Source organism: Lactococcus sp. FSL W8-0209 (genome assembly GCF_038006585.1).
Lineage (GTDB): Bacteria > Bacillota > Bacilli > Lactobacillales > Streptococcaceae > Lactococcus > Lactococcus lactis.
This window is the reverse complement of record NZ_JBBOVN010000001.1, coordinates 1,604,622-1,630,447: the sequence shown is the minus strand read 5'-3', so window position 1 is coordinate 1,630,447 and position 25,826 is coordinate 1,604,622. Positions and strand designations below refer to the sequence as shown.

Below are 25,826 nucleotides of genomic sequence, written 5' to 3'. Positions count from 1 at the left end.
AAAAATGATGAAGCAAACAAGATGTTATGGCTGTGATAAACCAATCGAACCCGAATGGCTTCCAGTAGGAGAATTTATTGTATGTGATGAATGCTCTTCAGACACTGACAAACTTTCGGTTGAAAAACTACAAGAACAGCTTAACACTGCGAAAAAGTATATCGAGCATGTTATTGGAACGATTAAACATGACGGGCATTTAGGAACTATTCAAACAGACTGGATTTTGCCTGATTTAGAAAAAGCACTCGCAGCGATTGGAGGGGATGATGAATGATTTAGTGAAAGTGGTGGAGGGATGAAAATTGAATTAGAAACAAGACCCTGATTAGTAACTTTTAGTAATAAAAAGCAGGTTCAGGGAACTTTTATGGAATTATTTCAGCATTCGCATACTCATGGAGATTCATTAATAGCTGGTGGTTTTAAAGCAGGAACTGTTGCTTATCCTATTGCTATTGTAGAAATCAATGGAAAAATGTCAGAAGTACGAATTAGTCAGATTGAATTTCTTGATGTTGCGAAAAGCGACGTCTCAGAATGACCGACAAACTAATATCGCTGGTCAATGACTGGTGGGGAGGGATTGAATGAAAATAAGAAACGATGTTGCAGATTGGCTAGAATCAAGTGATGAACAGACTTTATGTGATGATTTTTTGACAGAAGAACACGAATTTGACAACTATCTAGGAAAACTTGCTTTAAATTTAGGATACAACTTTGGGACTGATTTTATTGTTGATTTAAAGCGAAATGGATTTGTACGAGAAAGCCAGACGAATACTGGTATGAGGATAGTTAAATGAAACTTTTGTGTAAGCTGTTCGGGCATAAGTGGACGTTTGAAGATAAAAAATTGCTTCTATTGCCATATGGAAAGCATCACTGTGAGCGTTGCGGATTGCTATATAAATATAACGAATCAGAGCCTGATACATATGTTAAATGGCTTGATAAACACATGGATTGAACACAAAAAAACTCCTGCTAGACAACAAATAGCAAGAGTTAAGTATGAACTGGCCGAGTTCTAATTTAATGTAAAATAAATCGAAAATCTAGATTAATTTGACCAAGATTATTGTAGCACTATTAACATTATTTTGTCGTTAACAAATGGCAACAAAAAAGTCTCGGTTGGCCAGTCGAGACATGGATAGTTATTTTAAATTCGCTAGTTATATTTTATCCGATTTTATTATAACACTATTATAAAACAACTATTGTTAACAAAAGATAATAAAAAAGCCCGAATTGACCAAGTTCGAGCAAAATAAAAGAACAATATTACGGATGTTTATTTTTGGTCAGTTATATTATATCACATCTAAATTAAGGAGGCTATAAGTGAAAAAAAACAGAATAAAAGAACTAAGGGAATCATCAAACCCAAAGATCACTCTAAAGGAGTTATCAGAGAAGCTAAAAGAAAAATGGCTTGATAAACATATGGATTGAGGTGGAGAATGGAATTTTAAAATTATGAAATAGTAAATACGCACTTAGGATATGAAGATCATGGAATTTTCACAGTATATCTAACATTAAAAGGTGGCGGATTTGGTGTAAGTGTAGGTGGATATGCACTTGATGAGCCAATTGATGGGAAAAGGGTTATAGCTAGAAAAGGAGCAGAACTTATCCCTAAAATTTTAGATGTTGTTGGTGTTGAAACGTGGGAACAACTCAAAGGGCAGTATATTCGAGTTGAGGATAACGTACTTGGAACTAAGGTTTCAAAAATTGGTCATTTGATGGATAATAAATGGTTAGATTTTGAAAGTTTTTTCAAAGAAGTTGATAATTAAGCACAAAAAAAGCCCAAATCATAGATAAGGGCTTCGGGGGATTAACAAAAATTAACGTGAGGATGTGTCCATGCAAGATAAACAAGGTCTAACCTGGAGTGATGGATATATTTCTTTAACATATTCCATGGCATCAAGGTCATTTTCAAATTGTTTATTAATAAGATACGAATCAGTGACTGTCGGACGATTGGGGCAAGCACCTTTGTGTACTTCATGATAACCGCTAAAGTCGCCAGTTTTATTTACAACATAACTCATGATTAAATCCTCCTTCAAATAGTTATATTCTATTATTTTAAAACTTTTATTAGTCTAGCACAAGGAATATGACTTGAATAAGGGAGATAATAAAAAGCCCAAGCTGACCAAGCTTGAGCGATTGTTGTAAAAATTATTAGTTACTATTGAATGGTCACATTCATTATACCACTGATTAATTGATAACTATAAAATTTGATTTATTAAAAAATCTTTAACTATAACAAAAAAAGCCCGAACTGACCAGGCTCGAGTTATATGTTCTAGGTTTAAATTTTATTCTTAAAATTTAGGTCTACTACATTATATCATAATAAAAATAAGTTATAACAAAAAAGCCCGAGTTGACCAAGTTCGAGCTTCGCATGTAAAAAATAACACTTTTTTATTTTATTTTGTGGTCACACATATTATATCATACTGAGCTAGGAACTCGCTAAACTCAACTGGAGGAGAAAAATGAAGCAATGGACAGAAGAGTTATCTCAAAAACTTAGATATAAACGTTCTGATTTAAAACTGAATCGCGGTGAGCTTTGTAAAATATTAAAAATAGGTAGCCATACATTAAAAAATTTAGAGGAAGGTTCTTGCGAAATTAAACAATCAACTTATATTAAATTGCTTGAATGGTTAGTTGATTAATTAAACATAAAAAGCCCACGGCAATGGGCTTCGGCATGATTGTATCTAATACTATTATACCACAGACGGAGGAATCTTTTAAATGGCGGATAGATTAGATTTGTTATTAAGTGACTACATGACTGGAATGCTTCAAGTTAAAATTAATTCAAGAGAACGCTGGATCACTCGTGAGAAACATGAGGAAAGAATCGGAAGTGGTGGAAGCAGCTCAAACACTGCACCACAAGAGCGCAACTATTTGATTAAAGAAGCTGACAAAGAACTTGGTAGACTTAATGACCAGAAACAAACGCTTGATGAATTAATGGAAGTTATACATGGAACAATTGCAAAGGATATTATTATTGCTAGATTTAAGCACAGAATGTCTTGGCATAACGTGGCTATCAGAGTTTGCTTAGAAGAGAGTGTTGCGAGGAAACAGTATATATCATTTAAAAATACTTTGAGAAGTGGGTTATGGGCTGAAACTTTGAAGTGATTTGCTTGCACGTTTTTTGCACATAATTTGCACGTTTATTGCACGAAACAATGTGCGATAATGGTAGCATGAAGTTATCAGCGAAAGCAAACAAATACAATTAGTTCGGTTGGATACACTTCATAATTAGTGGCTACTTTACGTAGCGAGACGTTGCTGGACGATAAAACCAGCGTAGCAAGTGAGTGGCGGATATTAGATATAATATCTTTGCGAGGTTCGACTCCTCGTCTTGCTATTATATTTTATTACAGGTTGTCCAATGGGCAGCCTTTTAATGTTGATGAGAGGAGATGCTATCTTGCCAATGACTGGACGTTGTCGTGAGACTAACTGCCACGCTATGGTTATTAGACCACTACACTATTGTACTAAGCATGCTGATAAAGAAGCAGCATATCAAGCAAGCAGAGAGCGATGGGCTAATCGTACTGATAATACTAAAAGATATAAGGACTATAATAAGCGCAAGCGTGAGTATAGCGACATTAAAGTAGAGCAGAATAAGTTCTATCAAAGCAAGCAATGGAAGTCTATACGTGATGTAGTAAGACGTAGAGATAACTTCCTTTGTCAGTACTGTAAAGCACATAACAGAGTAAGAACTGGTAAGATTGTGGACCACATCGTGCCTGTTGAGTTTGACTTGAATGGTAAGACCGTCATGGATAACTTGGCTTTCTGTTGTAGCAAATGCCACACAAGGAAAACTAAGTGGGAACAAATTTATTATGGAACTGGTTACGGAAATCAAATTAAAAATGTAATCCCCATAAAAAATGTAAAAGATGTCCCTGATTTTCAAAAAAATGAACGATAATTTTTAACAACCCTCCCCCCTATCTTTTCACAGGGAAAGCACACACATAGGTCTCATCTTATATCAAAACCAAATTTTGAAAATTTTTATATAGGGGGGGTCAAAATACTAAAAGAAAGGAGAAAAAATGACAGCTAAGAAGTTCAAAGACAGTAATGACGGGAAGTTGTCCTATCGTGCACCTAAGCACCTTTCTCCTCTCGCAAGTGCTTGTTGGCGTAAAACTGTTCCCTTTCTTGAGGAACAAAAGCCAGTTGATAAGATTGATTCGTTTTTAGTTGAAATGTACTGTACTCAGTATGAAATTTATAGAAATTCATATGAACATCTAAAAAAACATGGTGAGGTTCAAGAAATTTATAAACCAGTTCAAGATATGACTGGTGAAATTATTGACAGACAATTTCAAGGTTTCAAACGTAATCCAATGACTCAAATTTACTCAGATGCAATAAAAAATCTTACAAAAATTGGTTCTGAGTTAGGTTTATCTCCAAAATTGGACTAATGTCAAATATTTAGACACAAAATGAGCTATATTTTCTTAAAATAATTTTCTTCTTTCTGATTTGGAGTTAAACCATTGTTGGCGGAATGAGGATTATAATTGTTATAAAATTGTTCGATGTATTCAAAGCAAGAGAGTTGAACTTCTTGAATGGAGTGATAAGTTCTGCGATTAATTTCTCGTTGTTTAAGATACTTGAAAAAGACCTCAGTCACGGCATTATCATAAGGATATCCAGGCTTGGAGTAAGAAGCAAGCAATTGATGCTCATCTAATAGCTTTCTAAAGGAAGCTGACTTAAATTGACTGCCTTGATCAGAATGAAAAATGATTGGTTCTTTAGGTTTTCTTTTCTTTATAGCTATCTCTAAGGTATCACAGGCGAGTTTGGCATCAATTCGATCACTTACTTTCCACGCAATACATTTCCTTGAGTAGAGGTCAAGAATAGCACAGAGATAAATATGTCGTTTAGGTCCTATAGAAATATAAGTGAAGTCAGTTGTCCACACTTGATTTGGGGAGTTCGGGTTAAATTCTTGTTTCAGTAGATTATCAGAAGAAAATTCGGGCGATTTGTTTGAATAAAAACGAGGTTTAATGGTTGACATTTTAGGGAGTGTCATAGACTTGAGAAGTCTTAAGATACGCCCTTCAGAAATATTGACGCCATAATCACGCAGGAGAATAATTTTAAAAGCTCTTGTTCCGATTCTTTTCTTGGCTTTCATATAGATTTCAAGAAGTAATTTTCTCAAGCGTTGATTTTCTACTTCACGCTTCGAAGGCCTCTTGTTTATGAAGTTATAGTAGGTGGAACGATTGACATGTAAAACACGACAGAGCATAACTGTCGTGTGTTCAAATCGGAGTCTATAGATGGCTTTCAATCTTACTTGGAGTTTTGCATGAATATGGCACTCGCTTTTTTTAAGATCAGATTTTCTTCCTCTAGTTGGGCATTCCTTTTTTGTAATTTTTGAATCTGTTTAGCAGTCAACACCGTATTATCTTCAAGACGCACTTGAGAGTACTGCTTAATCCATTTTGCAAGTGCAGAAGAAGATACCCCATAATCTTTACAGAGTTCAGTTTGTGTTTTACCAGTTTGATAGAGATTAACGAGCGATTGTTTGAAATCCTCGTCGTAACGTTTAAAACCTGACATAAAAGTCCTTTCATTTTTGTGTCTTAATAGACAGATTATAACACACAATTTTCTGTCCACTTTTATAGTATAGCTCCAACCATATGTTTCTGTGACACCAACAGGTATAGTGAATTTTGTAGATGTCTCTTGGACAACAATCGGAAGTTATGCAGCTTATCGAAGAGATGGGAGAGTAGTAACTATTCGAGTAGTAGGAGCTAAAACAAGTGCAATAGGTAATATCTATATTGGAACTATTCCGCTTAAAGATTGTCCTGCTGCAAGCATTATGGGTACTGCATTAGCTTGGTCTGCTAGTGTTGCAAACGATAAACATATACAAATAAACGGTTTAAATCAACAAAATAGTGGAGGGGTTACAATTCTTTCTGCAGCAGCTAATCAAGAATATACATTTCAATTCACATATCAAATATATAAAAGAGAGATAAAGTATGGCAATTCAACAAAAAAATAGTAGAAATATTTTAGCGAATATCACAATAGGAGAGCTACCAGCTGCATTCGTTTCATCAGAAATACAAGAAGACGGAACTATGATTTTAACTTGCAATGTCAATAATCCCGGATTATTTTTTTCATCAGAAGATGGTAAAAATGATGCTCTGAAAGTATTTGATGAGGCTATTGATGTCGCTAAAGACTTATCGGTTAAGTATTCTGAAAGCAACTTAATAAATTAGAAAGCAGGGGTTATGGAGGTACTAATTCATGATGCTCTCTATTTTATAAGAGACATTATTAATTATTGGCCTGCTATCGTTTCAGCAAGTGGAATTGTAGCTCTAGGTTATCGAAAGCTTAATAAAAGGCAAGATGAGCGAGATAAGGCGCAAGAAGAGCAAATGCTAGTTATGCGACAAGAAATTAAGCGAATTGAATTTATGCAAGCCGTAACTTTAGATTATGGATTGCAAATTGTTGGAAGTATTTTTGACGAATACGAAGAAATGGGAGGAAATCATTACCTCCATAGTATTTATGAAAAATATAGAAAAGAAAAAGAGGAAAAATAAAATGGATCAAAATTTAATGACAATCTTTAGCGGTGTTTTAACTTTAGTAGGAACAGTAGTGTCTTACTTCATCTCACAGGCAGCTAAAAAGCATAGCAATGTAAAAAATATCGATGCTTTAGCCAAATTGGCTAATCAAGCGGTAAGTTGGGCACAGAAAAACTTCAATGAGAATCCTGAAAAGTTATCTGAAGCCATTAACTATGTGACAGAAGAAGCTAAGAATCTTAAAATCAAAACGAATCCAGCACAGATTGAAGCTCAAATTGAAGCTTCTTTGGCTCAATTGAAAAAGAATTTTACTGCTGACCCAGTTAAAACTGTTAAAGAGGTTACTGAAAAAGCAGTCGAAGCTACTAGTCAAGTTGCTCAAGCAACGCAGAAAGCGGCTGACATTGTTTTTCCAATTATTGAAGAAGTAGAAAAATCAGAACCAACAGAACAAGGAGAATGATATGAACGGAATTGACATTTCCAGCTATCAAGCAGAATTAAACGCTGGAATTGTTCCCTCAGATTTCGTCATTATAAAGGCTACAGAGGGAACTAACTATATAAATCCAACTTGGGAAGAGCAAGCTGGACAAGTAATTCAAACAAATAAACTTCTGGGTTTCTACCATTTTGCCAGTGTAGGAAATCCAATCGCAGAAGCTGATTTCTTTATCAGCGTTGTCAAAGATTATATTGGTAAAGCAGTTCTTGTTTTAGATTTTGAAGCTGGTGCAATCAATGCATGGGGAAATGTTGGCGCTCGTCAATTTTTGAACCGAGTAAAAGAAAAAACAGGCGTTTATCCAATGATTTACATGTCAGCAGAGGTTACTCGCCAGTTTAACTGGAGTACGATTTCAAATACTAACCCTTTATGGGTTGCGCAGTACGCTTCTATGAACCCTACAGGTTATCAATCTGAACCATGGACTGACGGGAAAGGATATGGTGCTTGGAGTTCAGCGGCTATCCACCAGTATAGTTCAGCAGGCTCACTTGCCAATTGGAACGGTAATCTTGATATAAATCTAGCTTACATCAATGCCAATCAATGGAAAGCACTTGCGAGTCCAAGTGGAGCAGACAATTCATCAATCACTAATGAAACAAATTTAAATAACACAATAGAATATGAGGAAGAAGAAATGCACTTTATTCAAACAGTTGATACAAAACGAATCTATATGATTAATGCTGGTATGTATTCATGGATTGCAGACCCAGGGATGTGGACTAATTATCAAAAAGCATTCCCTAAAGCACCAGTTATTCCACTATATCAAGCACAGATGGAAAAACTATATCGTAAAAATGTGTAAATTAAAACCCTGACTTCGGTCAGGGTATAGTAATACGAGGTAAATATAATTAAAGAATTTTTTCAAAGAATTATTGAGTTGCCTAATGTAAAAATATTTTTAGACTACTGGTGGATATGGCTGATTATAGTTGTAGGTCTGATTATCTTGGCTGAATTAAATAGCAAATAATAAGTTAACCCTGACTCCGGTCAGGGCTTTTTTGTTATGGTAAATCATAAATTAAGGTATAATATATTAAGAAAATTTAGTAAGGGAATATATTATGAGAAAAATTTACTTTCTTTGTACTGGGAACTCTTGCCGCTCACAAATTGCGGAAGGATATGGACATAAATTATTAAAAGATTGGGAAGTGAAATCTGCAGGTATAGAAACTCATGGATTAAATCCAAGAGCTGTACAAGTTATGGCAGAAGAAGATATTGATATTTCTCAACAGAAATCTGAACTTATTGATATAGATTACTTTAATAGTTGTGATTTAATTATTACTCTATGTGGAGATGCATTAGATAAATGCCCAATGATTCCTAAAGGAGTAAACCACGAACATTGGGATTTACAAGATCCAGCTCGAGCAAAAGGAACAAATGAAGAAATTTTAGAAGAGTTTAGAAAAACTAGAGATTTAATAAAAGAGCGAGTTGAAAAATTAACAAAAGTGTAAAATTAAACCCCGCCTCGGCGGGTATTTTTTGTTATAGATTCAAGAAGTAAAGATAAAATATGATATAATAGCTTTATTAAATTCAAAGAAATGACTGAATAAGTTGTGCAACATGTGTATTTTTATTTTGACGATTCGGGAGTTCTTCACCCAAATGCTCCAGAGAGATACTTCGTTTATGCTGGTTATGTTTTTATTGGAAAAGAATCAAAAGATGATGCCATAAGGAAATACAGGGCAGTTTGTCAAAAAATAAGAGATGAAATAAAAAGCGACGGGGAAATAAAAGCATTTGGCTTGTCAAATCGTAATAAAAATAGACTATATCAAATTTTAGCAAAAGAAGAGAGTGTAGGTTTAACGGTTGACATCGAGCATGTTTATAGTAGTATTTTAGATAACAAAAAATCAATCCACCGTTATAAAGATTATGTATTGAAAATGTTAGTTAAAGAAAAATTAAAAGAATTGATTTTTGAGCAAAAAATTAATCCTAATGGTTCGGTTGCTCTTCATATTTTTGTTGATGAACAACCTACTTCAACAGATGGATTTTATAAATTAAGAGATACTATATACGAAGAAGTAAAAGTAGGAATAACTAATTTTCAATATAATAAGAGGCATGCTCCGCTGTTTAATTCATCGGTTAAATGTGACGTTACTTTTGTTGATTCTTCAAAATATCCATTGGTACAAGCAAGTGATATTTTAGCCAATAGAATTTGGAACTCTTTTAGATTAAAGAAGCCTAACTTGCGTGAATTTGTCAATCATAAATGTTTACATATGCCTTGACAAAACTCTTGACAATTTCGTATACTAATGATAAGATTATTTTGCAGGTGATATTATTCATCACACTGAGTACAAAAGAAACCAGCGATAGTTGATATTAAGCGTATGAAAAGTACGTCGCTTTCTTTTGGGGGCCCTACGGGTTCTTTTTTTCTAATAAAATAACCCCTCGCCCTCCGGGGCGTTTTTCTTTTGCAAAAAAATCCTACTAGCAGCGGACTAGTAGGATGATTTTAATAATGAAGGAGGTGGGAATTGAACCCACTAAATAAAAATATTCTCCCAACCATTTCGGGTTTCCTTCTTAATTGATAGTTTAAGAATACCAATAAAAGAGAGCGTTGTCAAAAGAAATGCTCTAAGCGTTATTGGCATATTTTTCTTTTGTTTGATTTAAGAATTAAGTGCTATAATATAACTATTCCAAAAAAACTTTTCATAAGTTTATCCTAAGCGTCCATCTCCTAACTGGGGCGCTTTTTTCTTGACAAAAAATAATGATAGCGCTATAATAAATCATCCTGATATTTTATTTCCTTGAGCTTTCTTCATCCATGAGAAGTTCGTTATAAAATTTTTCTTAAATGCCTCTTCCCCCTTATGAGGCATTTTTTATATCAAAAAAGCACTAGCATAAGCCAGTGCCGAAACGTGATTAGAGCAAGGTATGAATAATATAGTATAGTATAAAACTAGATTAACTTGCACTAACTGTTATAATATTAACAATTTTATGAACAATTGTCAATGATATTGTGTTATAATGTAGACGGGATGATTGTGGGATTTCATCCTATTTCTAAAATTAAGCTGCTCTTCGGAGTGGCTTTTTTCAAATAAAAAAAGCTCTAGCTGGATGACTTCAAGGAGTCCAACTAGAGGATGATGAGGGTTAGTACAAATTCAGAAAAAGTTTAGTTTATGCAAAAAATAAGAAGTACTAACAATTTAAATATTATCAATTTTTCAGACAATTGTCAATTATTTATAGTAGTATGTTATAATATATTTAGTGGATGAGAAATTAATTTCTTTTACAGTATCTTTGATAATCTGCAGTTCCATCCACATATATCTAATATAATAACCAAGATATGTGCTGCAGATTATTATTTGGTTCTTTAGCTCAGTTGGTAGCTAACCGTTCGGTCGCTGGTTCGAGTCCAGCAAGAACCATAAATAAATGGAGAGTGAAAAAAAGAGGGGTAAATCTTGCTAACTCTTTTATAATAGCGTTTTAAAAACTCCCCTCGCCTCCATTGAATGGATTTTATAGAATCCTATAGTATTAGAAATCGCTCAATAGAGTGATTTTTGTTTTTCTTAATCCAATATAATCGGATAAAAAGCAGAACCATACCCAAAAAAGTATAGAAAAACTAGCGCTTTTTAGCTCGTTAAAAGTCGATGTATGCAGAGAATTTATCTTCGATATTATCTTTAGTGAATTCTGTGATATGCGTATAAACATTAATAGTAGTTTTTTAATCAGAATATCCTAATCTATATTAAACTTGTTTAAAAGTCATACCTGAATCAAAAAGGAAGCTAGCATGAATGTGTCTAAATGCGTCAATTCTGATAGGTTTAATCTCTTTTACTTTGAATATCTTAAACTGAAATTTGATGAATTAAAACAAATGGAAAATATCACGATAAAAATAACGAGTATAGTTTTTATCGTGATATTAGTTTGGTTCTTATGAGCTTAGTGCTTTTTATAGCAAATAAAATCTATTGATAAACTAATACCTGTCCTCTGAGCATTCTCCTTTTGTAAAAAATTTATTTCAGTAATGAGCTTAAAAAAGGTATAATAATTATAGTAAAAAAATCTTTTTATAGATTCATTCTTAAGTACCTCTAGCCCAGGTACTTTTTTTATTATTCATTTAATAAAAAAACTTTTTAAATAATTTTTTCCAAAAGAAATTCTTTAATAAATACTTTCAATCACCACCTATGGCGCTTTTTATGTACGCATTTTTAGTTGTTGTATTGTCTTGGTTACGAAATTGGTTTATTTTTGTAATGTTTAGCTTAAAGTGATATACTCTAATCGTTGAATTATTAAAAGACACACAATATATTTGAGGATTCTTGTTTAATATATATAAATGTGATGTCTAGGAGAATATCTAGGAGGATATTATGAAAAAAATTGGTTTAGTAATTTTAGCAGCAATGGCATTGATAACAGGAGGGGTTATTAATGCACATCAAGTTTCCGCTGATACAGCACAACAGCCTTCCGAAGAAAAATTTGATACTAGAATTTTTAGAATTTACAATCCTAACACAGGTGAACACTTACTCACGCCTTCTGGTTGGGAAATAGTTGTTTTAGAGAAAGAGGGATGGAAAGCTGAAGGAGTCGCATTTTATGCTTCTCAGGTCAAACCTCCATATAGTGGCTATCCAATTGTACAACGTTTATATAATCCAAATGCAGGAGATCATCATTATACAACAAGTAATTTTGAAGTCATGAGCCTTGTTTCGGTTGGCTGGAGCAATGATGGGGAAAACTTTACATTCCCAGTTGCTAAGGCCAATACTGGTGTACCTGTTTACCGCTTATATAATCCAAATGCAAAAGTAGGTTCGCATCACTTTACAATGAGTTCTTATGAGAGAAATTATCTAATAAAAGCCGGATGGAAAAATGAGGGTATCGCATTTAACGCATATTCTGAACCGAATTATTAAAAATAACCCTGACTTCGGTCAGGGTTTTATTTTATTTTTTTATAACAATGTGGCGAAAGCAATAACTAATATACAAATGATTGTGCAAGATAAGTTATCTAGCGATTTATTAGATATCATCGTGTAAACAAAAAGTATGAGAATAATTGGGATTATACTTGCTATAATCAAATATAGCTGCTGTACTTCACCAATATTTCTGTGCAGTTTATTCCGTGTTACCTATGAAATACACTAATTCATATTAAAACAACGATAAATAAGTAAAAATGAACAGATAAAGTTCTACTTACAAAGTTTGATTTAATCTAAATAAAACTAAAACTATAAATATAATGTCAGTCATCTGCTGCCATTTTTATTTTTATAATCGACCATTTTACTTGAAAATATCTATACAACTTCATATAATTGAATTATCTATGCACCAATTTCTGTCTTATAAAGTAATTTATTCTATAAGTTTTTTATTCTATAAGATATTTCAGTGTGTAGCAAGACGTTTAAATTTATTAGACGTCTTTTTATTATTCATTAAGAAAAGAAGTGTGTAATGAATTTATTCCAGTCGTCTATCACTTTAGACGCTTTTTTATAAGAAAAACCGCTAGAATTTTAAAAACTAGTGGAATTGATGTGTACCAGATCTTTTAAGTTAAAAATAAATCATGATTTCTATATTTTAGAATGGTACATTATAATTCTATCAATTCTAGCTTAAACGAATAATAAGTTTCATAAAATTAGTATGATACGATGCATGTTCTTAGACACTGTTTCTAATTTATTGATTGAGATTTTTTAAGCATTGTGATTACAAAATAATTGGAATTATAAGAAGGATAGGGAAATTCAAATACTAGTCATCAAAATATAAATTTAGTTCACAATATATTGATGAAGAAAATAAAAAACCTCTACTAGACAACAAAATAGTAGAAGAAATTATTTCAAAATTGGCCGGATTCTGATTATAAAAAGATAATGTGTAAATAGCAAATATGGTCAATAAAATAGTTTTCTTTGGCCATGATTATTATAACACTAGATAAAATATCTTGTCGTTAACAAAAGCTAACAAAAGACTCAAACTTGCTAAGAATGAGAGCCCTGTAAATGAGTAACAATAAAACTAACTCGACTAGCTTTATTAAACTAAAAATATTTTATCACTAATATTATTACCTATTACTATTACCTATTATTAACTAATGATAGTATTCCTTAATGATATACTTTATCAATCAATGGAGGATTACCCAAGCCTGGCTGAAGGGAACGGTCTTGAAAACCGTCAGGCGTGTAAGAGCGTGCGTGGGTTCGAACCCCACATCCTCCTTAGGCAGCCAATGTATATTGGTTGTCTTATTCATCATCTTCCTATTTGAAGATTTCTTTATATGGCCCACCAATGGTGGTTTTTTCATGTTATTACTGTCCCTCAACTTCTCATCGTTGAAAGGTGGAATAGTCAACTAAGAGAAAAAATATAAATTATTATATAATATGTTAATAAAAATAAGTGGAGCATTATTATGAAAAAAGTATATTTTCTTTGTACAGGTAACTCTTGTCGTTCTCAAATTGCCGAAGGTTATGGGCATAAAATTTTGGAAGGGTGGGAGGTTCGGTCCGCAGGGATAGAAATGCATGGTTTAAACCCCCGTGCAGTTAAAGTAATGGCAGAAGAGGGAATAGATATTTCTTCTCAGAAATCTGAGCTAATTGATTTAGATTATTTTAATGAATGTGATTTGATAATTACTTTATGTGGAGATGCTCTTGATAAATGTCCGATGATTCCTAAAGGAGTTAATCACGAACACTGGGACTTACAAGACCCTGCTCGTGCGACAGGGACAGAATCAGAAATTTTGGCTGAGTTTAGAAAAACAAGAGATTTAATAAAAGGACAAGTTAAAATGATTGAAAAATGATTTATTTTATCTATTAAAAAGGAGTAAAAATGAAGTATAAAATCGGACAATTAGTAAATTTACCAGATACAAGATATAAAGGAATTATCGGTACAGTAATCGCTGAAAATAAAGCAGGAATCTTAGTTAGGTTTAACGGAAGTCAACAATTGTATTTTAAAGAAGAAGAACTTAAAGCATATAAAAAATAAATAAGTTTTAACTGATTTCGGTCAGCTTTTTATTTTCATTTATTATATAATGTTTATCGCTTTCATTTTGTTAGTGATAGTATTATAATAAAATTATAAGAATAGGTGGAGGTATTATTATGGCGAAACAGTATAAAAAAATATTAGTTCCTGTCGATGGTTCTGACCAAGCTTATAATGCGGTTCGAGAAGGAGTGATGTTAGCGCAATGGTCTGAAGCGGAGTTAATTGTATTGACCGTTAAAGATTTAGTGCGATATTATGGCATTGCTAACTACGGTATTGTTGAGACTCCAGGATTGGATAAGTTGGCAAATGATATTTTACTCAAAGTAGGCTCTATTATTCCAGCAGAATCTAAATTCAAAACGCAAATTTTATCGGGTTCTCCAAAACGAGAAATTGTTCAATATGCTAAGGAAAACGATATTGATTTAATTGTCATGGGGGCAACAGGAGCAGGAGCGTTTGATAGATTACTTGCAGGATCTACGACGAATTATGTTGTCAATCATGCACCTTGTGGTGTAACTATCGTTCAAGGATAAGAATCAGTTTATAATAAAAAGGCCTATCATTAGTGATAGTTCTTTTTATTTTTTATATCTAATTTATACTGATATAATCTAGTTGAGGAGAAATTTATGATATCACTTATTTTAATAATTATTGTAGGAATAGAGCATTTATTGTTTGGATTTATTGAGATGTTTGGAGGAACAAAGTTACAAGCTGACGCTTTTGGTTTTGATGAATCTGAATTAAAAAATAAGACATTGCAGGTTGCGCTCTCCAATCAAGGGATTTATAATCTTGGTTTTGGTTTGATGATTATAGTACTAGCCATAATGAATGCAGCTACTTCCGTTTTTATTATTGCGATGCTTTTTGTCACCTTAGTTGGAATCTATGGTGCTTTGACAGTGACGAAAAAAATATTATTTGTTCAAGCTTTACCGGCACTTGTAACTTTAATAATTCTTTTGCTATCGCTTTGAACCTAAAATTAACTTCTTTAAGGATAAAAAAGCGCTGCGATTAGCGTTTTTTTATTTCAAATTTATTTAATGGTTTAGTAAGTGACCAATAATAAATAAAATCCAGATATGAATTGGATAAAAACCATAGAAAAAATATTTTTCAAAGGCTGAAGAGCGACCACCCTTTTTGCCATTGTATAGGTAAATAAAAGGAAGAACGGTGATGATTAGGAATTCTGGGTTAAGAGAAATACTTTGCCAAAGCGACATGGAAGTCTCAAAAGAAAAGGCCTGTAGAAGAAATAAGATTGATAAAAGTAGTGTACCAATATAAAGAATCCAATCTTTTCCACTTTTACGTGATGCGTACATTAAATATGGAAGGATTAGAGCAACTAAACTTGCTTCAGTAAATATTGAGAGAGCTGAAACGAAAATGAGCGGAAAAATCAGCAATATTTTCTTCTTTTCTATAATAGTATCAAGGAGCCATACAGCACCAAAACCACAGGCTAAACTCAGAAAGATATTTGGATTAAGGATGGTAAAAAAGCTTATGGAGACATTCATGAGATAATGTATGACTAAATTTCCGAGAGCCATGACTGCTCCAGCAACTAGAAGGCGTGTTAGATATTTTTTTCGACTTCGGGTATAAAAGAACCCTTCAATCATTAGAAAAAAGAAGAGAGGGGAGACGAATCGGGATGTCATATCTAAGATAGAAAAATCGGGTATCCCAGGAAGTCCTAGAAGAACTTCTAGGTAAATATGGTCAAGTAGCATGAATATGATTGCTATTATTTTAAGTTGATAGCCAGATAAACCAAAACGTTGTTTCAAAAAAGTACCTCACAAAAATATATTTTACTTATCTATTTTAATATGGAAAATAAAAGGTATAACTTACATTTATGTAAGGTCAGTTTTGAGGAAATACTCATTTATATTTCAGAAATAAATTGTTTGGAGTCAAGAAATCTATAAATCGCAAAACGGTAATAAAAAAGCGTTGTTTAGACGCTTAATCAAAATTGCTATGTCTTCCCCAATTTATTGCCATTAAAATAGTCACTATTGGCAGAGCGTACAACCAAACAAGTGATATCAGAGCTCCAGGTAGTAAAAAGACTAGAAAGATTTTAATTCTTTCCAGATTTCTCTTTCGAAGAGTAGCACTCCCATTGTATTGTTTATAAATTATTTGACTGAAAACAATCAAACTAATCCAAGGAATTAAATAGGTTAAACATAGGCTAAACTTGCAGTCAAAGAGTTTGGATGTTCTGCGTGTGCAACAGTTGAAAAGGGAAAGAGACAAACAATAAGTAGAATCCAATGATTAGACCAGAGAATTAACTCATCAACTTTATTTGATTTGATAAATGTCATTACATGGTGCAGTGAGTTCCAAATGGAAGCAAGGGCAACAAAAGTAGTGATATAAATAAGGAGCATAAGTAATACATTTGGTGAAAAAAGATTTCCATCTTCTGGAACTTTAAATTCTAAAACTGTTAGGGTCATTACTACGGCAAATATTCCGTCAGTAAGCGCCTCTATTCTGCTTTTATTCATACTTATAATTATAGCAAAAAAAGCTAATAAACTCTGTTATAGAAAGAGCTTATTAGCTTTTTATTGATATCTTATATAGGTGTTGTTAGTTGAATCACGAGTGACTAGATAGAAAGACCCGTCTGGCAAAACTTGATAAAGTCCCACTGTTCCACTTCCACCATTTGCAAGTATTTCATTGGAAAAGTTTAGAGAGAAGAAAAATTAGTTATTTTAGTGAGTAGATTATTTTTGTGATTAACAAAAGTTACCAATAAATGGTATTGAAAGCAAACTCGAAAATATGTAGAATTATCTTATCCAATATCTCTTAGATTTTTCAAATTTCCAAGAATTTGATTTAACAGATATAATAACCAATAGTGGCCTCTTGAAAGAGGTCATTTTTTATTTCAAAATGTGATATAATAATTGACAGAAATAGAGAGAATATAAGGATGTAATGATGGAAAATAGTTTAAATATCATTGAAAAAATGAATCCTAATCAAAAAATAAATTATGATCGTGTTTTTCAAAAAGTTCGGGAAAGTTGGGAAAGAGATTCTGTTCGTCCTAAAATTTTACTTCATAGCTGTTGCGCTCCCTGTAGCACTTATTCTTTAGAATATTTGACAAAATCAGCTGATGTGACGATTTATTTCGCTAATTCAAATATTCATCCGTCAACTGAATATACAAGAAGAAAAATGGTTCAAGAACAATTTGTAAACGATTTTAATGAACGGACAGGAAATAATGTTCAATTTATTGCTGCCGAATATGAACCAAATGTCTTTTTACAAATGGTTCGTCAAAAACATTTAGAAAATGAACCTGAGGGTGGAAAACGTTGCACCTCTTGTTTTGAAATGCGATTGGATATAGTTGCTGAGAAAGCTTTAGAACTTGGTTTTGATTATTTTGGTAGTGCTTTGACTTTATCACCAAAGAAGAATAGCCAATTAATTAATGAAATTGGTCTTGATATTCAAAAGATTTATGATGTGAATTATCTTCCAAGTGATTTTAAGAAGAATAACGGCTATAAACGTTCGGTAGAGATGTGTAAAGAATACGATGTTTATCGTCAATGTTATTGTGGATGTATTTTTGCCGCTAAAGCACAAGGGATTGATTTAAAAGAACAGAATCGAGAAGCTATTAAATTTATTAGAAATCAATCATAATCATAGATTTGTATTTAAAAAATAAGAAAATAACTTGACAAAAGAGCCCATTTTTAATAAAATGAGGGTAACTTAAATATTCCAAAGGGGAGTAGCGTCGGTAAGACCGAAACAAAGTCGTCAATTCGTGAGATTCTCACCGGCTTTGTTGACATACTTATGTATGTTTAGCAAGACCTTTGCCAGTTTTGATATCTGGCAGAGGTCTTTTTTTGTAAAACCTCTCATGATATCTGTTAGAAATAAAGGAGAATCATTATGCAGCCTTACAATCAATCCGTCAATGAAGTTTTAGAGAAAACTAAAAGTCAATTCGAAGGTTTGAGCCCAAAAGAAGTTGAAAATCGTCAAGCTAAAGATGGTTTCAATGAATTGAAAGAAAAGAAAAAAACTTCAACTTGGGAACTTTTTATTGATACTTTGAAAGACCCAATGGTTATCATCTTACTTTTAGTTGCTTTTGTCCAACTTTTCTTGGGAGAATTTGTTGAATCACTTGTTATTTTCATTGTTTTGATGATTAATTCAGTGGTCGCAGTCGTGCAAACTAAACGAGCAGAAAGTTCTCTAGATGCTTTGAGACAGATGTCGGCACCCTCAGCTAAAGTTTTACGTAATGGAGAGAAAACATCAATTCCTGCGCGTGAGCTTGTTGTTGGCGATATTGTTTCACTTGAGGCCGGTGATTTTATTCCAGCAGATGGACGTTTAATTGATGTTCAAAACTTACGTGTCGAAGAAGGAATGCTGACAGGTGAGTCTGAACCGGTTGAAAAATTTTCAGATGTCATTGAGGGAGAAGTTGCACTTGGTGACCGCAAGAATATGGTCTTCAGTTCAAGTCTTGTTGTTTATGGACGAGCAGATTTTCTTGTAACAGCAATTGCTGAGCAAACCGAGATTGGTAAAATTGCTCAAATGTTGGAAACTGCGGAAGCTAAACAAACGCCACTTCAACAAAAATTGGAAAAATTTGGTAAACAATTAGGTTGGGCAATTTTAGCGCTCTGTGCTTTAATTTTTGCTGTTCAAATTTTGAGACTCTTTACGACAAATCAAACGGCTGATATGCAAAAGGCTGTTCTTGATTCATTCATGTTTGCAGTTGCAGTTGCGGTTGCTGCAATTCCTGAAGCTCTTTCATCAGTTGTTACAATTGTTTTATCTGTTGGAACAAATAAAATGGCAAAACAGCATGCGATTATGCGTAATTTGCCAGCTGTAGAAACATTGGGTTCAACTTCGGTCATTTGTACTGACAAAACCGGAACTTTGACTCAAAACAAAATGACCGTTGTTGATTCTTTCTTGCCAACGCAAGGCAGTAAAGAACTGACAGATTTAACACAGGCAGACCAAAAATTGTTACTTAATGCAATGGTGCTTTGTAATGATTCATCATTTTCACAAGAAGGTCAAGCACTGGGTGACCCTACTGAAGTGGCTTTAATTGCTTACAGTGACAAAATCGGCTATCCATATCAAGATTTAAGAGAAAAATCACCACGTCTGGCTGAATTTCCATTTGATTCAGAACGTAAATTGATGAGTACAATTAATGATTTTGAAGGTCAGAAAACAATTTTTGTTAAAGGTGGCCCAGATGTACTCTTTAATCACTGTAATCAAGTTTTCTTGGATGGAAAAGTGCAAGAATTTACTCCTGAATTGAAAGAGAAATTTCAAGCTCAAAATGAAGCTTTCAGTCAAAAAGCGCTCCGTGTATTGGCTTATGCTTACAAACCTGTCAGTGATGATAAGACTGAACTCACACTTACTGACGAAAATGATTTGATTCTGATTGGTCTGTCAGCAATGATTGACCCACCTCGTGAAGCTGTTTATGATTCTATTGTCGAAGCAAAAAAAGCCGGCATTAAAACGATTATGATTACGGGTGACCACAAAACGACAGCACAAGCCATTGCCAAAGATATTGGTTTGATGAACGAAGGAGATATGGCGCTCACTGGTCAAGAACTTGACGCACTGACTGAGGATGAACTTCGTGAAAACTTAGAAAAGATTTCGGTTTATGCTCGTGTTTCTCCTGAAAATAAAATTCGGATTGTTCGTGCTTGGCAAAATGAGCATCAAGTAACCGCGATGACTGGTGATGGTGTAAATGATGCTCCAGCCCTGAAACAAGCTAATATTGGGATTGCAATGGGTTCAGGAACAGATGTAGCAAAAGATGCGTCAAGTATGATTTTGACTGATGATAATTTCGTATCAATTGTTTCTGCTGTATCAATTGGTCGTGTGGTTTATGATAATATCAAAAAATCAATTAGTTACCTTTTCTCTGGAAACTTAGGAGCGATTATTGCGATTGTCTTTGCTTTGGTCGTGGGCTGGGTCAATCCATTCACTGCTTTGCAACTTTTATTTATTAACTTGGTCAATGACTCTGTCCCAGCAATTGCCTTAGGGATGGAAAAAGCAGAACCAGATGTTATGGAAAAAGCTCCTCGTCAGTTAAATGAAGGAATCTTTGCCAATGGGTTAATGCGGGTTATTTTGATTCGTGGTTCATTGATTGGGATTGCGGCGATTATTTCACAATATGTTGGACAAAAAACATCACCTGAAATGGGTGTGGCTATGGCCTTTACAACTTTGATTTTGGCACGTACTTTGCAAACTTTTGCTGCACGTTCAAATTCACAAAATATTTTAAAACTTGGTTTTACAACGAATAAGTACGTTTTGATGGCTGTGACTTTCTGTCTTGCCTTATACAGCTTGACTACTCTTCCATTCCTCAGAGAAATTTTCTCAATTCCAGCTGCTTTTGGTTGGTCTCAATGGATTGTAGCAGCAGGGCTTGCCGTAATTGCTGTAATCTGTATGGAAATTCTCAAGTCAATTAAAGGTGTTTTTGAAAAACATTAAAATTTTAAAAAAAAATCACTGACAAAAATCTGTCAGTGATTTTTAAATACTTGAACTTTTATCATATTGATTTAAATGATAAGTTTCAATCATATTGATAAGTTTGTCAGCATAAGTGGGGTCTGTTGCATAGCCAGAATTTTGAACGGCTTTAGCAGCAGTTTTATAATCAGTTGCACTAAGAACCGAAGCATATTGTTTAGAATTCCATGTTGTTCCGTAAAGGAAAAGCTGGGTGTGTGCCGAAACTGAGTCAGCAAAATTTGGATAAACACGGAAAACACCTTGGACAGTGACCCACTGACCATTTTCATATTCTTGCGTAGCAAGCGAAACCTTTGGCACATCACCAGATGCTTTGACACCAAAAAGATTATGATATTTGCTTGCAAGTTCGCTTTTGCCAAAATTAGACTCAAGACAGGCCTGAGCGATGGTGATAGAAGCGAGTACCTGACTTTCTTTTTGTGATTTTTGAGCGAGTGGAGCAATTTCTTTGATGAATTTATGTTCATTAATTTCTTGAAGTTGTGCTTCAGACGGCTTTTGTGCTTGGTTATTAAAAATTTTATTATAGACTAAGATTCCTAAAATAACTAGGAAAATAAAGATGAGCTGTTTTAACAAGGATTGACGTCGATTTGGTTTTCTTCGTCGAGTTTTATATTTCATAAAAATAGTTTAACATAAAATTCAAGTTCTTGGCTTAAAAATCAATATTTGTTATACTAAAAATAGTTAAGAAGTAAGCGATAAAATTTCTGTCAGTAAAATTTTACTGACAGCCATAAATTTTTACTGACAGAATCGGTATTGTCAATAAATAATTAAATAAAAGCCATGGAGGCAATCAAATGAATTTTTATGATTTTAGTGCCGTTAAAATGAACGGCGAAACTGTTTCAATGTCTGATTTTAAAGGCAAAGTTGTAATTGTGGTTAACACTGCAAGTAAATGTGGCTTTACACCGCAATTTGAAGGACTTGAAAAGTTGTATGAAAACTATAAAGACCAAGGATTGGAAATTTTAGGTTTTCCCTGTAATCAATTTGCTAATCAAGACGCTGGCGAAAATTCGGAGATCAATGAATTTTGTCAGTTAAATTATGGAGTCACTTTCCCCATGTTTCAAAAAATTAAAGTCAATGGTAAAGAAGCACATCCCCTTTATCAATTTTTGAAAAAAGAAGCAAAAGGGGCACTTAGCGGGACCATTAAATGGAATTTCACAAAATTTTTAATTGACCGAGAAGGAAATGTTATTGAACGTTTTGCGCCAAAAACGGAACCTAAAGAAATGGAAGAAGAAATCCAAAAATTACTTTAATTAATTTCTTAAGGAAAAGTGTTTTAAAACTTGTAAAAGCTCAATTATTTTGCTAAACTAATAAACAATAAAACTTTTAATCTAGTCCAGAGAGGCTAGCAAGGTTGTGAACAAGAAATATTATCCTTAAAAGTTACTGACAGAACTGTCAGTAAGTTGCTAAGGCATTTTAGGACACATCTGCTAGGTTTCTGGCAGATGTTTTTGCTTTATTTATGACATTTTAATGTTGAAAATAAAGTGCGCAAGGAGCGAAGCGGGTTGTGAATCATTTGCAACGAAGTTATGCTTTACTACAAAGGAGAAAACAAATGCCAAAACGCAATGATATCAAAAAAATCATGATTATCGGTTCTGGACCAATCATTATTGGTCAAGCCGCAGAATTTGATTATGCAGGAACACAAGCCTGTCTTGCACTTAAAGAAGAAGGCTACGAAGTTGTTTTAGTCAATTCAAATCCGGCAACAATCATGACTGACAGAGAAATAGCTGACACTGTCTATATTGAACCAATTACTTTAGAGTTTGTCAGTAAAATTTTGCGTAAGGAACGTCCTGATGCCTTATTGCCAACACTTGGTGGACAAACAGGACTTAACATGGCAATGGAATTATCCAAAACAGGAATTCTTGAAGAGCTTAATGTTGAACTTCTTGGAACAAAATTAAGCGCCATTGACCAAGCAGAAGACCGTGAGCTCTTTAAAGAATTATGTGAAAGAATTGGTGAGCCACTCTGTGCCAGTGATATTGCAACAACGGTTGATGAAGCAGTTGAAATTGCTGACAAAATTGGTTATCCTATCATCGTCCGTCCAGCATTTACCATGGGTGGAACAGGTGGAGGAATTTGTGATACCGAAGAAGAACTTCGTGAGATTGTGGCAAATGGACTAAAACTTTCTCCAGTAACACAATGCCTAATTGAAGAATCAATTGCTGGTTATAAAGAAATCGAATATGAAGTTATGCGTGATTCTGCTGACAATGCGATTGTTGTCTGCAATATGGAAAATTTTGACCCAGTTGGAGTTCACACAGGTGACTCAATCGTTTTCGCACCAAGCCAAACGCTCTCAGATAACGAATATCAAATGCTTCGTGACGCTTCACTAAATATTATTCGTGCCCTAAAAATTGAAGGGGGATGTAATGTTCAACTTGCCCTTGACCCACACTCTTATGAATATCGAGTAATCGAAGTTAACCCACGAGTAAGTCGTTCATCAGCCTTAGCCTCTAAAGCAACAGGATATCCAATTGCAAAAATGTCTGCTAAAATTGCGATTGGGATGACACTAGATGAAATCATTAATCCAGTCACTAATAAAACTTATGCCATGTTTGAACCAGCACTTGACTACGTTGTAGCAAAAATCGCTCGCTTCCCATTTGATAAATTTGAAAATGGTGACCGCCACCTAGGAACACAAATGAAAGCAACAGGCGAAGTCATGGCAATTGGACGTAACATCGAAGAGAGTCTTCTAAAAGCTGTACGCTCACTTGAAATTGGTGTTTTTCATAATGATTTACAAGAAGCACAAGAAGCAGATGATGAAATCCTCTATGAAAAAATGGTTAAAACACAAGATGACCGACTTTTCTATGTTTCAGAAGCGATTCGTCGTGGAATTCCGATTGAAGAAATTGCTGATTTAACCAAGATTGATATTTTCTTTCTTGATAAATTACTCCATATCGTCGAAATTGAAGACCAATTAAAAGTAAATATATTTGAACCAGAACTCTTAAAAATGGCTAAGAAAAATGGATTTTCTGACCGTCAGATTGCCAAATTATGGAACGTTAGTCCAGAAGAAGTAAGACGTCGTAGACAAGAAAATCAAATTATTCCAGTTTACAAAATGGTTGATACTTGCGCAGCTGAATTTGAAAGCTCAACACCTTACTTCTATTCAACTTATGAATGGGAAAATGAATCTAAACGTTCAAGCAAAGAGAAAATAATTGTACTCGGCTCAGGTCCCATCCGAATTGGACAAGGAGTTGAATTTGATTATGCGACAGTTCACTGTGTAAAAGCACTTCAAGCCCTTGGAAAAGAAGCAATTGTCATCAACTCTAATCCAGAAACCGTTTCGACAGATTTCTCAATTTCAGATAAGCTCTATTTTGAACCACTAACTTTTGAAGATGTGATGAATATCATTGACTTAGAACAACCAGAAGGTGTGATTGTTCAATTTGGAGGACAAACAGCTATCAATTTAGCGGAACCTCTCTCTAAAGCTGGGGTTAAAATTTTAGGAACGCAAGTTGAAGATTTAGACCGTGCTGAGGACAGAGATTTATTTGAAAAAGCATTACAAGATTTAGAGATTCCACAACCACCAGGAGCTACAGCAACAAATGAAGAAGAAGCCGTTGCTAACGCCAACAAAATTGGTTATCCAGTCCTTATTCGCCCATCTTTTGTTTTGGGCGGTCGAGCAATGGAAATCATTAATAATGAAAAAGACCTGCGTGATTACATGAATCGTGCGGTAAAAGCTTCACCTGAACATCCAGTACTCGTTGATTCTTATTTACAAGGACGTGAATGTGAAGTCGATGCAATCTGTGATGGCACAGAAGTTCTTCTTCCAGGAATTATGGAACATATTGAACGAGCAGGGGTTCACTCAGGTGACTCAATGGCTGTCTATCCACCACAAACTTTTTCACAAGAAATTATTGATACAATTGTTGATTACACTAAACGATTAGCAATTGGTTTGAACTGCATCGGAATGATGAATATTCAATTTGTTATTTTTGAAGAACAAGTTTATGTCATTGAGGTAAATCCACGCGCGTCACGGACTGTTCCCTTTTTATCTAAAGTGACAAACATTCCAATGGCACAATTGGCGACACAAATGATTTTAGGGAAAAACTTGAAGGATTTAGGCTACACAGAAGGCTTAGCAGAAACTCCTGATATGGTTCACGTGAAAGCACCAGTCTTTAGCTTTACAAAACTAGCAAAAGTTGACAGCTTACTTGGTCCAGAAATGAAATCAACAGGTGAAGCAATGGGTTCAGATATGACCCTTGAAAAAGCACTTTATAAATCATTTGAAGCCGCTAAACTACACATGGCAGATTATGGTTCGGTCTTATTCACAGTTGCTGATGAAGATAAAGAAGAAACGCTAGCACTTGCTAAAGATTTCGCAGAAATAGGTTATTCATTAGTTGCAACTCAAGGAACTGCAGCATTCTTTAAGGAAAATGGACTTTATGTCCGTGAAGTTGAAAAACTAGCTGGTGGAGAAGATGAAGAAGGAACATTAGTTGAAGATATTCGTCATGGACGCGTTCAAGCAGTTGTGAACACAATGGGAAATACTCGTGCCTCATTAACAACGGCTACCGATGGTTTCCGTATTCGTCAAGAAGCAATTAGTCGCGGTATTCCACTTTTCACATCACTAGATACTGTTGCTGCAATTTTAAAAGTAATGCAAAGTCGTAGTTTTACAACTAAAAATATTTAAAAAATAAAGAAGTCCCAAACGGGGCTTTTTTTATTTT

27 protein-coding genes, 2 tRNA genes and 2 pseudogenes are annotated in these 25,826 nt (G+C 34.0%); 26 read left to right on the top strand and 5 right to left on the bottom strand.

The features are described 5' to 3' along the window. Positions 1–4 precede the first annotated feature (4 nt). The 4 genes from MKX45_RS08020 (at position 5) to MKX45_RS08005 (ending at position 973) form a co-directional block, all read left to right on the top strand. Positions 5–277, top strand: a complete 273-nt coding sequence (locus MKX45_RS08020; protein ID WP_128268186.1) for a hypothetical protein — start codon at positions 5–7, stop codon at positions 275–277. 93 nt (positions 278–370) lie between these two features. After that, entirely contained in the window at positions 371–544 is a 174-nt protein-coding gene (locus MKX45_RS08015; RefSeq protein ID WP_171052499.1) for a hypothetical protein, read from the top strand. A 46-nt stretch (positions 545–590) separates the two neighbouring features. After that, positions 591–809, top strand: a complete 219-nt coding sequence (locus MKX45_RS08010) for a hypothetical protein (RefSeq protein WP_128268185.1) — start codon at positions 591–593, stop codon at positions 807–809. Further along, entirely contained in the window at positions 806–973 is a 168-nt protein-coding gene (locus tag MKX45_RS08005; protein WP_081037482.1) for a DUF1660 family phage protein, read from the top strand. The genes MKX45_RS08010 and MKX45_RS08005 overlap by 4 nt, the downstream gene beginning before the upstream one ends. 889 nt (positions 974–1,862) lie before the next feature. Here MKX45_RS08005 and MKX45_RS08000 read toward each other — a convergent pair. Continuing rightward, entirely contained in the window at positions 1,863–2,072 is a 210-nt protein-coding gene (locus tag MKX45_RS08000; RefSeq protein WP_021722221.1) for a hypothetical protein, read from the bottom strand. Positions 2,073–2,531: 459 nt separating this feature from the next. Between MKX45_RS08000 and MKX45_RS07995 the strand changes: the two genes are divergently transcribed. The 4 genes and pseudogenes from MKX45_RS07995 to MKX45_RS07980 form a co-directional block, all read left to right on the top strand. Then, positions 2,532–2,717, top strand: coding sequence for an XRE family transcriptional regulator (locus tag MKX45_RS07995; RefSeq protein ID WP_139008960.1), 186 nt, complete (start codon positions 2,532–2,534; stop codon positions 2,715–2,717). Positions 2,718–2,799: 82 nt separating this feature from the next. Beyond that, positions 2,800–3,201, top strand: coding sequence for a DUF722 domain-containing protein (locus tag MKX45_RS07990; RefSeq protein WP_058208106.1), 402 nt, complete (start codon positions 2,800–2,802; stop codon positions 3,199–3,201). A gap of 301 nt (positions 3,202–3,502) precedes the next feature. Continuing rightward, the gene (locus MKX45_RS07985; protein ID WP_340817274.1) at positions 3,503–4,021 is read left to right on the top strand and encodes an HNH endonuclease; all 519 of its coding nucleotides are present in this window, start codon (positions 3,503–3,505) and stop codon (positions 4,019–4,021) included. A 127-nt stretch (positions 4,022–4,148) separates the two neighbouring features. Then, a pseudogene (locus tag MKX45_RS07980) lies at positions 4,149–4,520 on the top strand (phage terminase small subunit P27 family); the annotation flags it as partial. Between the two features lie 19 nt (positions 4,521–4,539). Here the strand turns inward: MKX45_RS07980 and MKX45_RS07975 are convergent. Beyond that, positions 4,540–5,697, bottom strand: a pseudogene (locus MKX45_RS07975) (IS3 family transposase). A 109-nt stretch (positions 5,698–5,806) separates the two neighbouring features. Between MKX45_RS07975 and MKX45_RS07970 the strand changes: the two are divergent. The 14 genes from MKX45_RS07970 (at position 5,807) to MKX45_RS07905 (ending at position 15,332) form a co-directional block, all read left to right on the top strand. After that, positions 5,807–6,157, top strand: a complete 351-nt coding sequence (locus MKX45_RS07970; protein ID WP_340816993.1) for a hypothetical protein — start codon at positions 5,807–5,809, stop codon at positions 6,155–6,157. Then, complete coding sequence (locus MKX45_RS07965; protein ID WP_075070451.1) at positions 6,135–6,383, top strand: hypothetical protein; 249 nt, start codon at positions 6,135–6,137, stop codon at positions 6,381–6,383. The genes MKX45_RS07970 and MKX45_RS07965 overlap by 23 nt, the downstream gene beginning before the upstream one ends. 12 nt (positions 6,384–6,395) lie before the next feature. Next, positions 6,396–6,716, top strand: coding sequence for a hypothetical protein (locus MKX45_RS07960; RefSeq protein ID WP_128268072.1), 321 nt, complete (start codon positions 6,396–6,398; stop codon positions 6,714–6,716). Position 6,717: 1 nt separating this feature from the next. Beyond that, on the top strand, positions 6,718–7,170 hold the full coding sequence (locus MKX45_RS07955) for a phage holin (protein ID WP_128268073.1): 453 nt from the start codon (positions 6,718–6,720) through the stop codon (positions 7,168–7,170). 1 nt (position 7,171) lies between these two features. Then, positions 7,172–8,029 carry a GH25 family lysozyme gene (locus tag MKX45_RS07950; RefSeq protein ID WP_340816992.1) on the top strand — a complete coding sequence of 286 codons (858 nt, stop codon included), beginning with the start codon at positions 7,172–7,174 and terminating at the stop codon, positions 8,027–8,029. A 265-nt stretch (positions 8,030–8,294) separates the two neighbouring features. Continuing rightward, the gene (gene arsC, locus MKX45_RS07945) at positions 8,295–8,699 is read left to right on the top strand and encodes an arsenate reductase (thioredoxin) (RefSeq protein WP_012897990.1); all 405 of its coding nucleotides are present in this window, start codon (positions 8,295–8,297) and stop codon (positions 8,697–8,699) included. 105 nt (positions 8,700–8,804) lie between these two features. After that, entirely contained in the window at positions 8,805–9,497 is a 693-nt protein-coding gene (locus MKX45_RS07940) for a DUF3800 domain-containing protein (protein WP_340816991.1), read from the top strand. 1,115 nt (positions 9,498–10,612) lie between these two features. Continuing rightward, positions 10,613–10,673 (top strand) — tRNA-OTHER (locus MKX45_RS07935). Positions 10,674–11,648: 975 nt separating this feature from the next. Then, the gene (locus MKX45_RS07930) at positions 11,649–12,206 is read left to right on the top strand and encodes a hypothetical protein (protein ID WP_057720592.1); all 558 of its coding nucleotides are present in this window, start codon (positions 11,649–11,651) and stop codon (positions 12,204–12,206) included. 1,249 nt (positions 12,207–13,455) lie between these two features. Next, positions 13,456–13,545, top strand: a tRNA-Ser gene (locus MKX45_RS07925). Between the two features lie 196 nt (positions 13,546–13,741). Then, positions 13,742–14,143, top strand: coding sequence for an arsenate reductase (thioredoxin) (arsC, locus tag MKX45_RS07920; RefSeq protein ID WP_057720593.1), 402 nt, complete (start codon positions 13,742–13,744; stop codon positions 14,141–14,143). A gap of 29 nt (positions 14,144–14,172) precedes the next feature. Next, positions 14,173–14,334: a hypothetical protein gene (locus MKX45_RS07915; RefSeq protein ID WP_163647155.1), complete on the top strand. Its 162-nt coding sequence runs from the start codon at positions 14,173–14,175 to the stop codon at positions 14,332–14,334. A gap of 119 nt (positions 14,335–14,453) precedes the next feature. After that, positions 14,454–14,882, top strand: coding sequence for a universal stress protein (locus MKX45_RS07910; RefSeq protein ID WP_003130484.1), 429 nt, complete (start codon positions 14,454–14,456; stop codon positions 14,880–14,882). Between the two features lie 96 nt (positions 14,883–14,978). Next, positions 14,979–15,332: a DUF1304 domain-containing protein gene (locus MKX45_RS07905; protein ID WP_057720594.1), complete on the top strand. Its 354-nt coding sequence runs from the start codon at positions 14,979–14,981 to the stop codon at positions 15,330–15,332. A 66-nt stretch (positions 15,333–15,398) separates the two neighbouring features. Here the strand turns inward: MKX45_RS07905 and MKX45_RS07900 are convergent, their stop codons facing one another. Both MKX45_RS07900 and MKX45_RS07895 read right to left on the bottom strand, forming a co-directional pair. After that, the gene (locus MKX45_RS07900) at positions 15,399–16,157 is read right to left on the bottom strand and encodes a TraX family protein (protein WP_057720595.1); all 759 of its coding nucleotides are present in this window, start codon (positions 16,155–16,157) and stop codon (positions 15,399–15,401) included. Between the two features lie 402 nt (positions 16,158–16,559). Beyond that, on the bottom strand, positions 16,560–16,892 hold the full coding sequence (locus MKX45_RS07895) for a TMEM175 family protein (protein WP_340816989.1): 333 nt from the start codon (positions 16,890–16,892) through the stop codon (positions 16,560–16,562). A 445-nt stretch (positions 16,893–17,337) separates the two neighbouring features. On the opposite strand from MKX45_RS07895, the gene MKX45_RS07890 reads away from it, so the two are divergent. Together MKX45_RS07890 and yoaB are read left to right on the top strand one after the other, a co-directional pair. Continuing rightward, a complete protein-coding gene (locus MKX45_RS07890; protein ID WP_042230432.1) occupies positions 17,338–18,060 on the top strand; it encodes an epoxyqueuosine reductase QueH in 723 nt (240 codons plus the stop codon). Positions 18,061–18,318: 258 nt separating this feature from the next. Continuing rightward, entirely contained in the window at positions 18,319–20,955 is a 2,637-nt protein-coding gene (gene yoaB, locus MKX45_RS07885; protein WP_128268078.1) for a cation-translocating P-type ATPase, read from the top strand. Between the two features lie 42 nt (positions 20,956–20,997). On the opposite strand, the gene MKX45_RS07880 is transcribed toward yoaB, so the two are convergent. Continuing rightward, a complete protein-coding gene (locus MKX45_RS07880; protein WP_012897981.1) occupies positions 20,998–21,627 on the bottom strand; it encodes a glycoside hydrolase family 73 protein in 630 nt (209 codons plus the stop codon). 182 nt (positions 21,628–21,809) lie between these two features. Between MKX45_RS07880 and MKX45_RS07875 the strand changes: the two genes are divergently transcribed. Together MKX45_RS07875 and carB are read left to right on the top strand one after the other, a co-directional pair. Next, positions 21,810–22,283: a glutathione peroxidase gene (locus MKX45_RS07875; protein WP_015426594.1), complete on the top strand. Its 474-nt coding sequence runs from the start codon at positions 21,810–21,812 to the stop codon at positions 22,281–22,283. Positions 22,284–22,594: 311 nt separating this feature from the next. Then, a complete protein-coding gene (gene carB / locus MKX45_RS07870) occupies positions 22,595–25,789 on the top strand; it encodes a carbamoyl-phosphate synthase large subunit (protein ID WP_128268079.1) in 3,195 nt (1,064 codons plus the stop codon). The last annotated feature ends 37 nt before the right edge of the window (positions 25,790–25,826 follow it).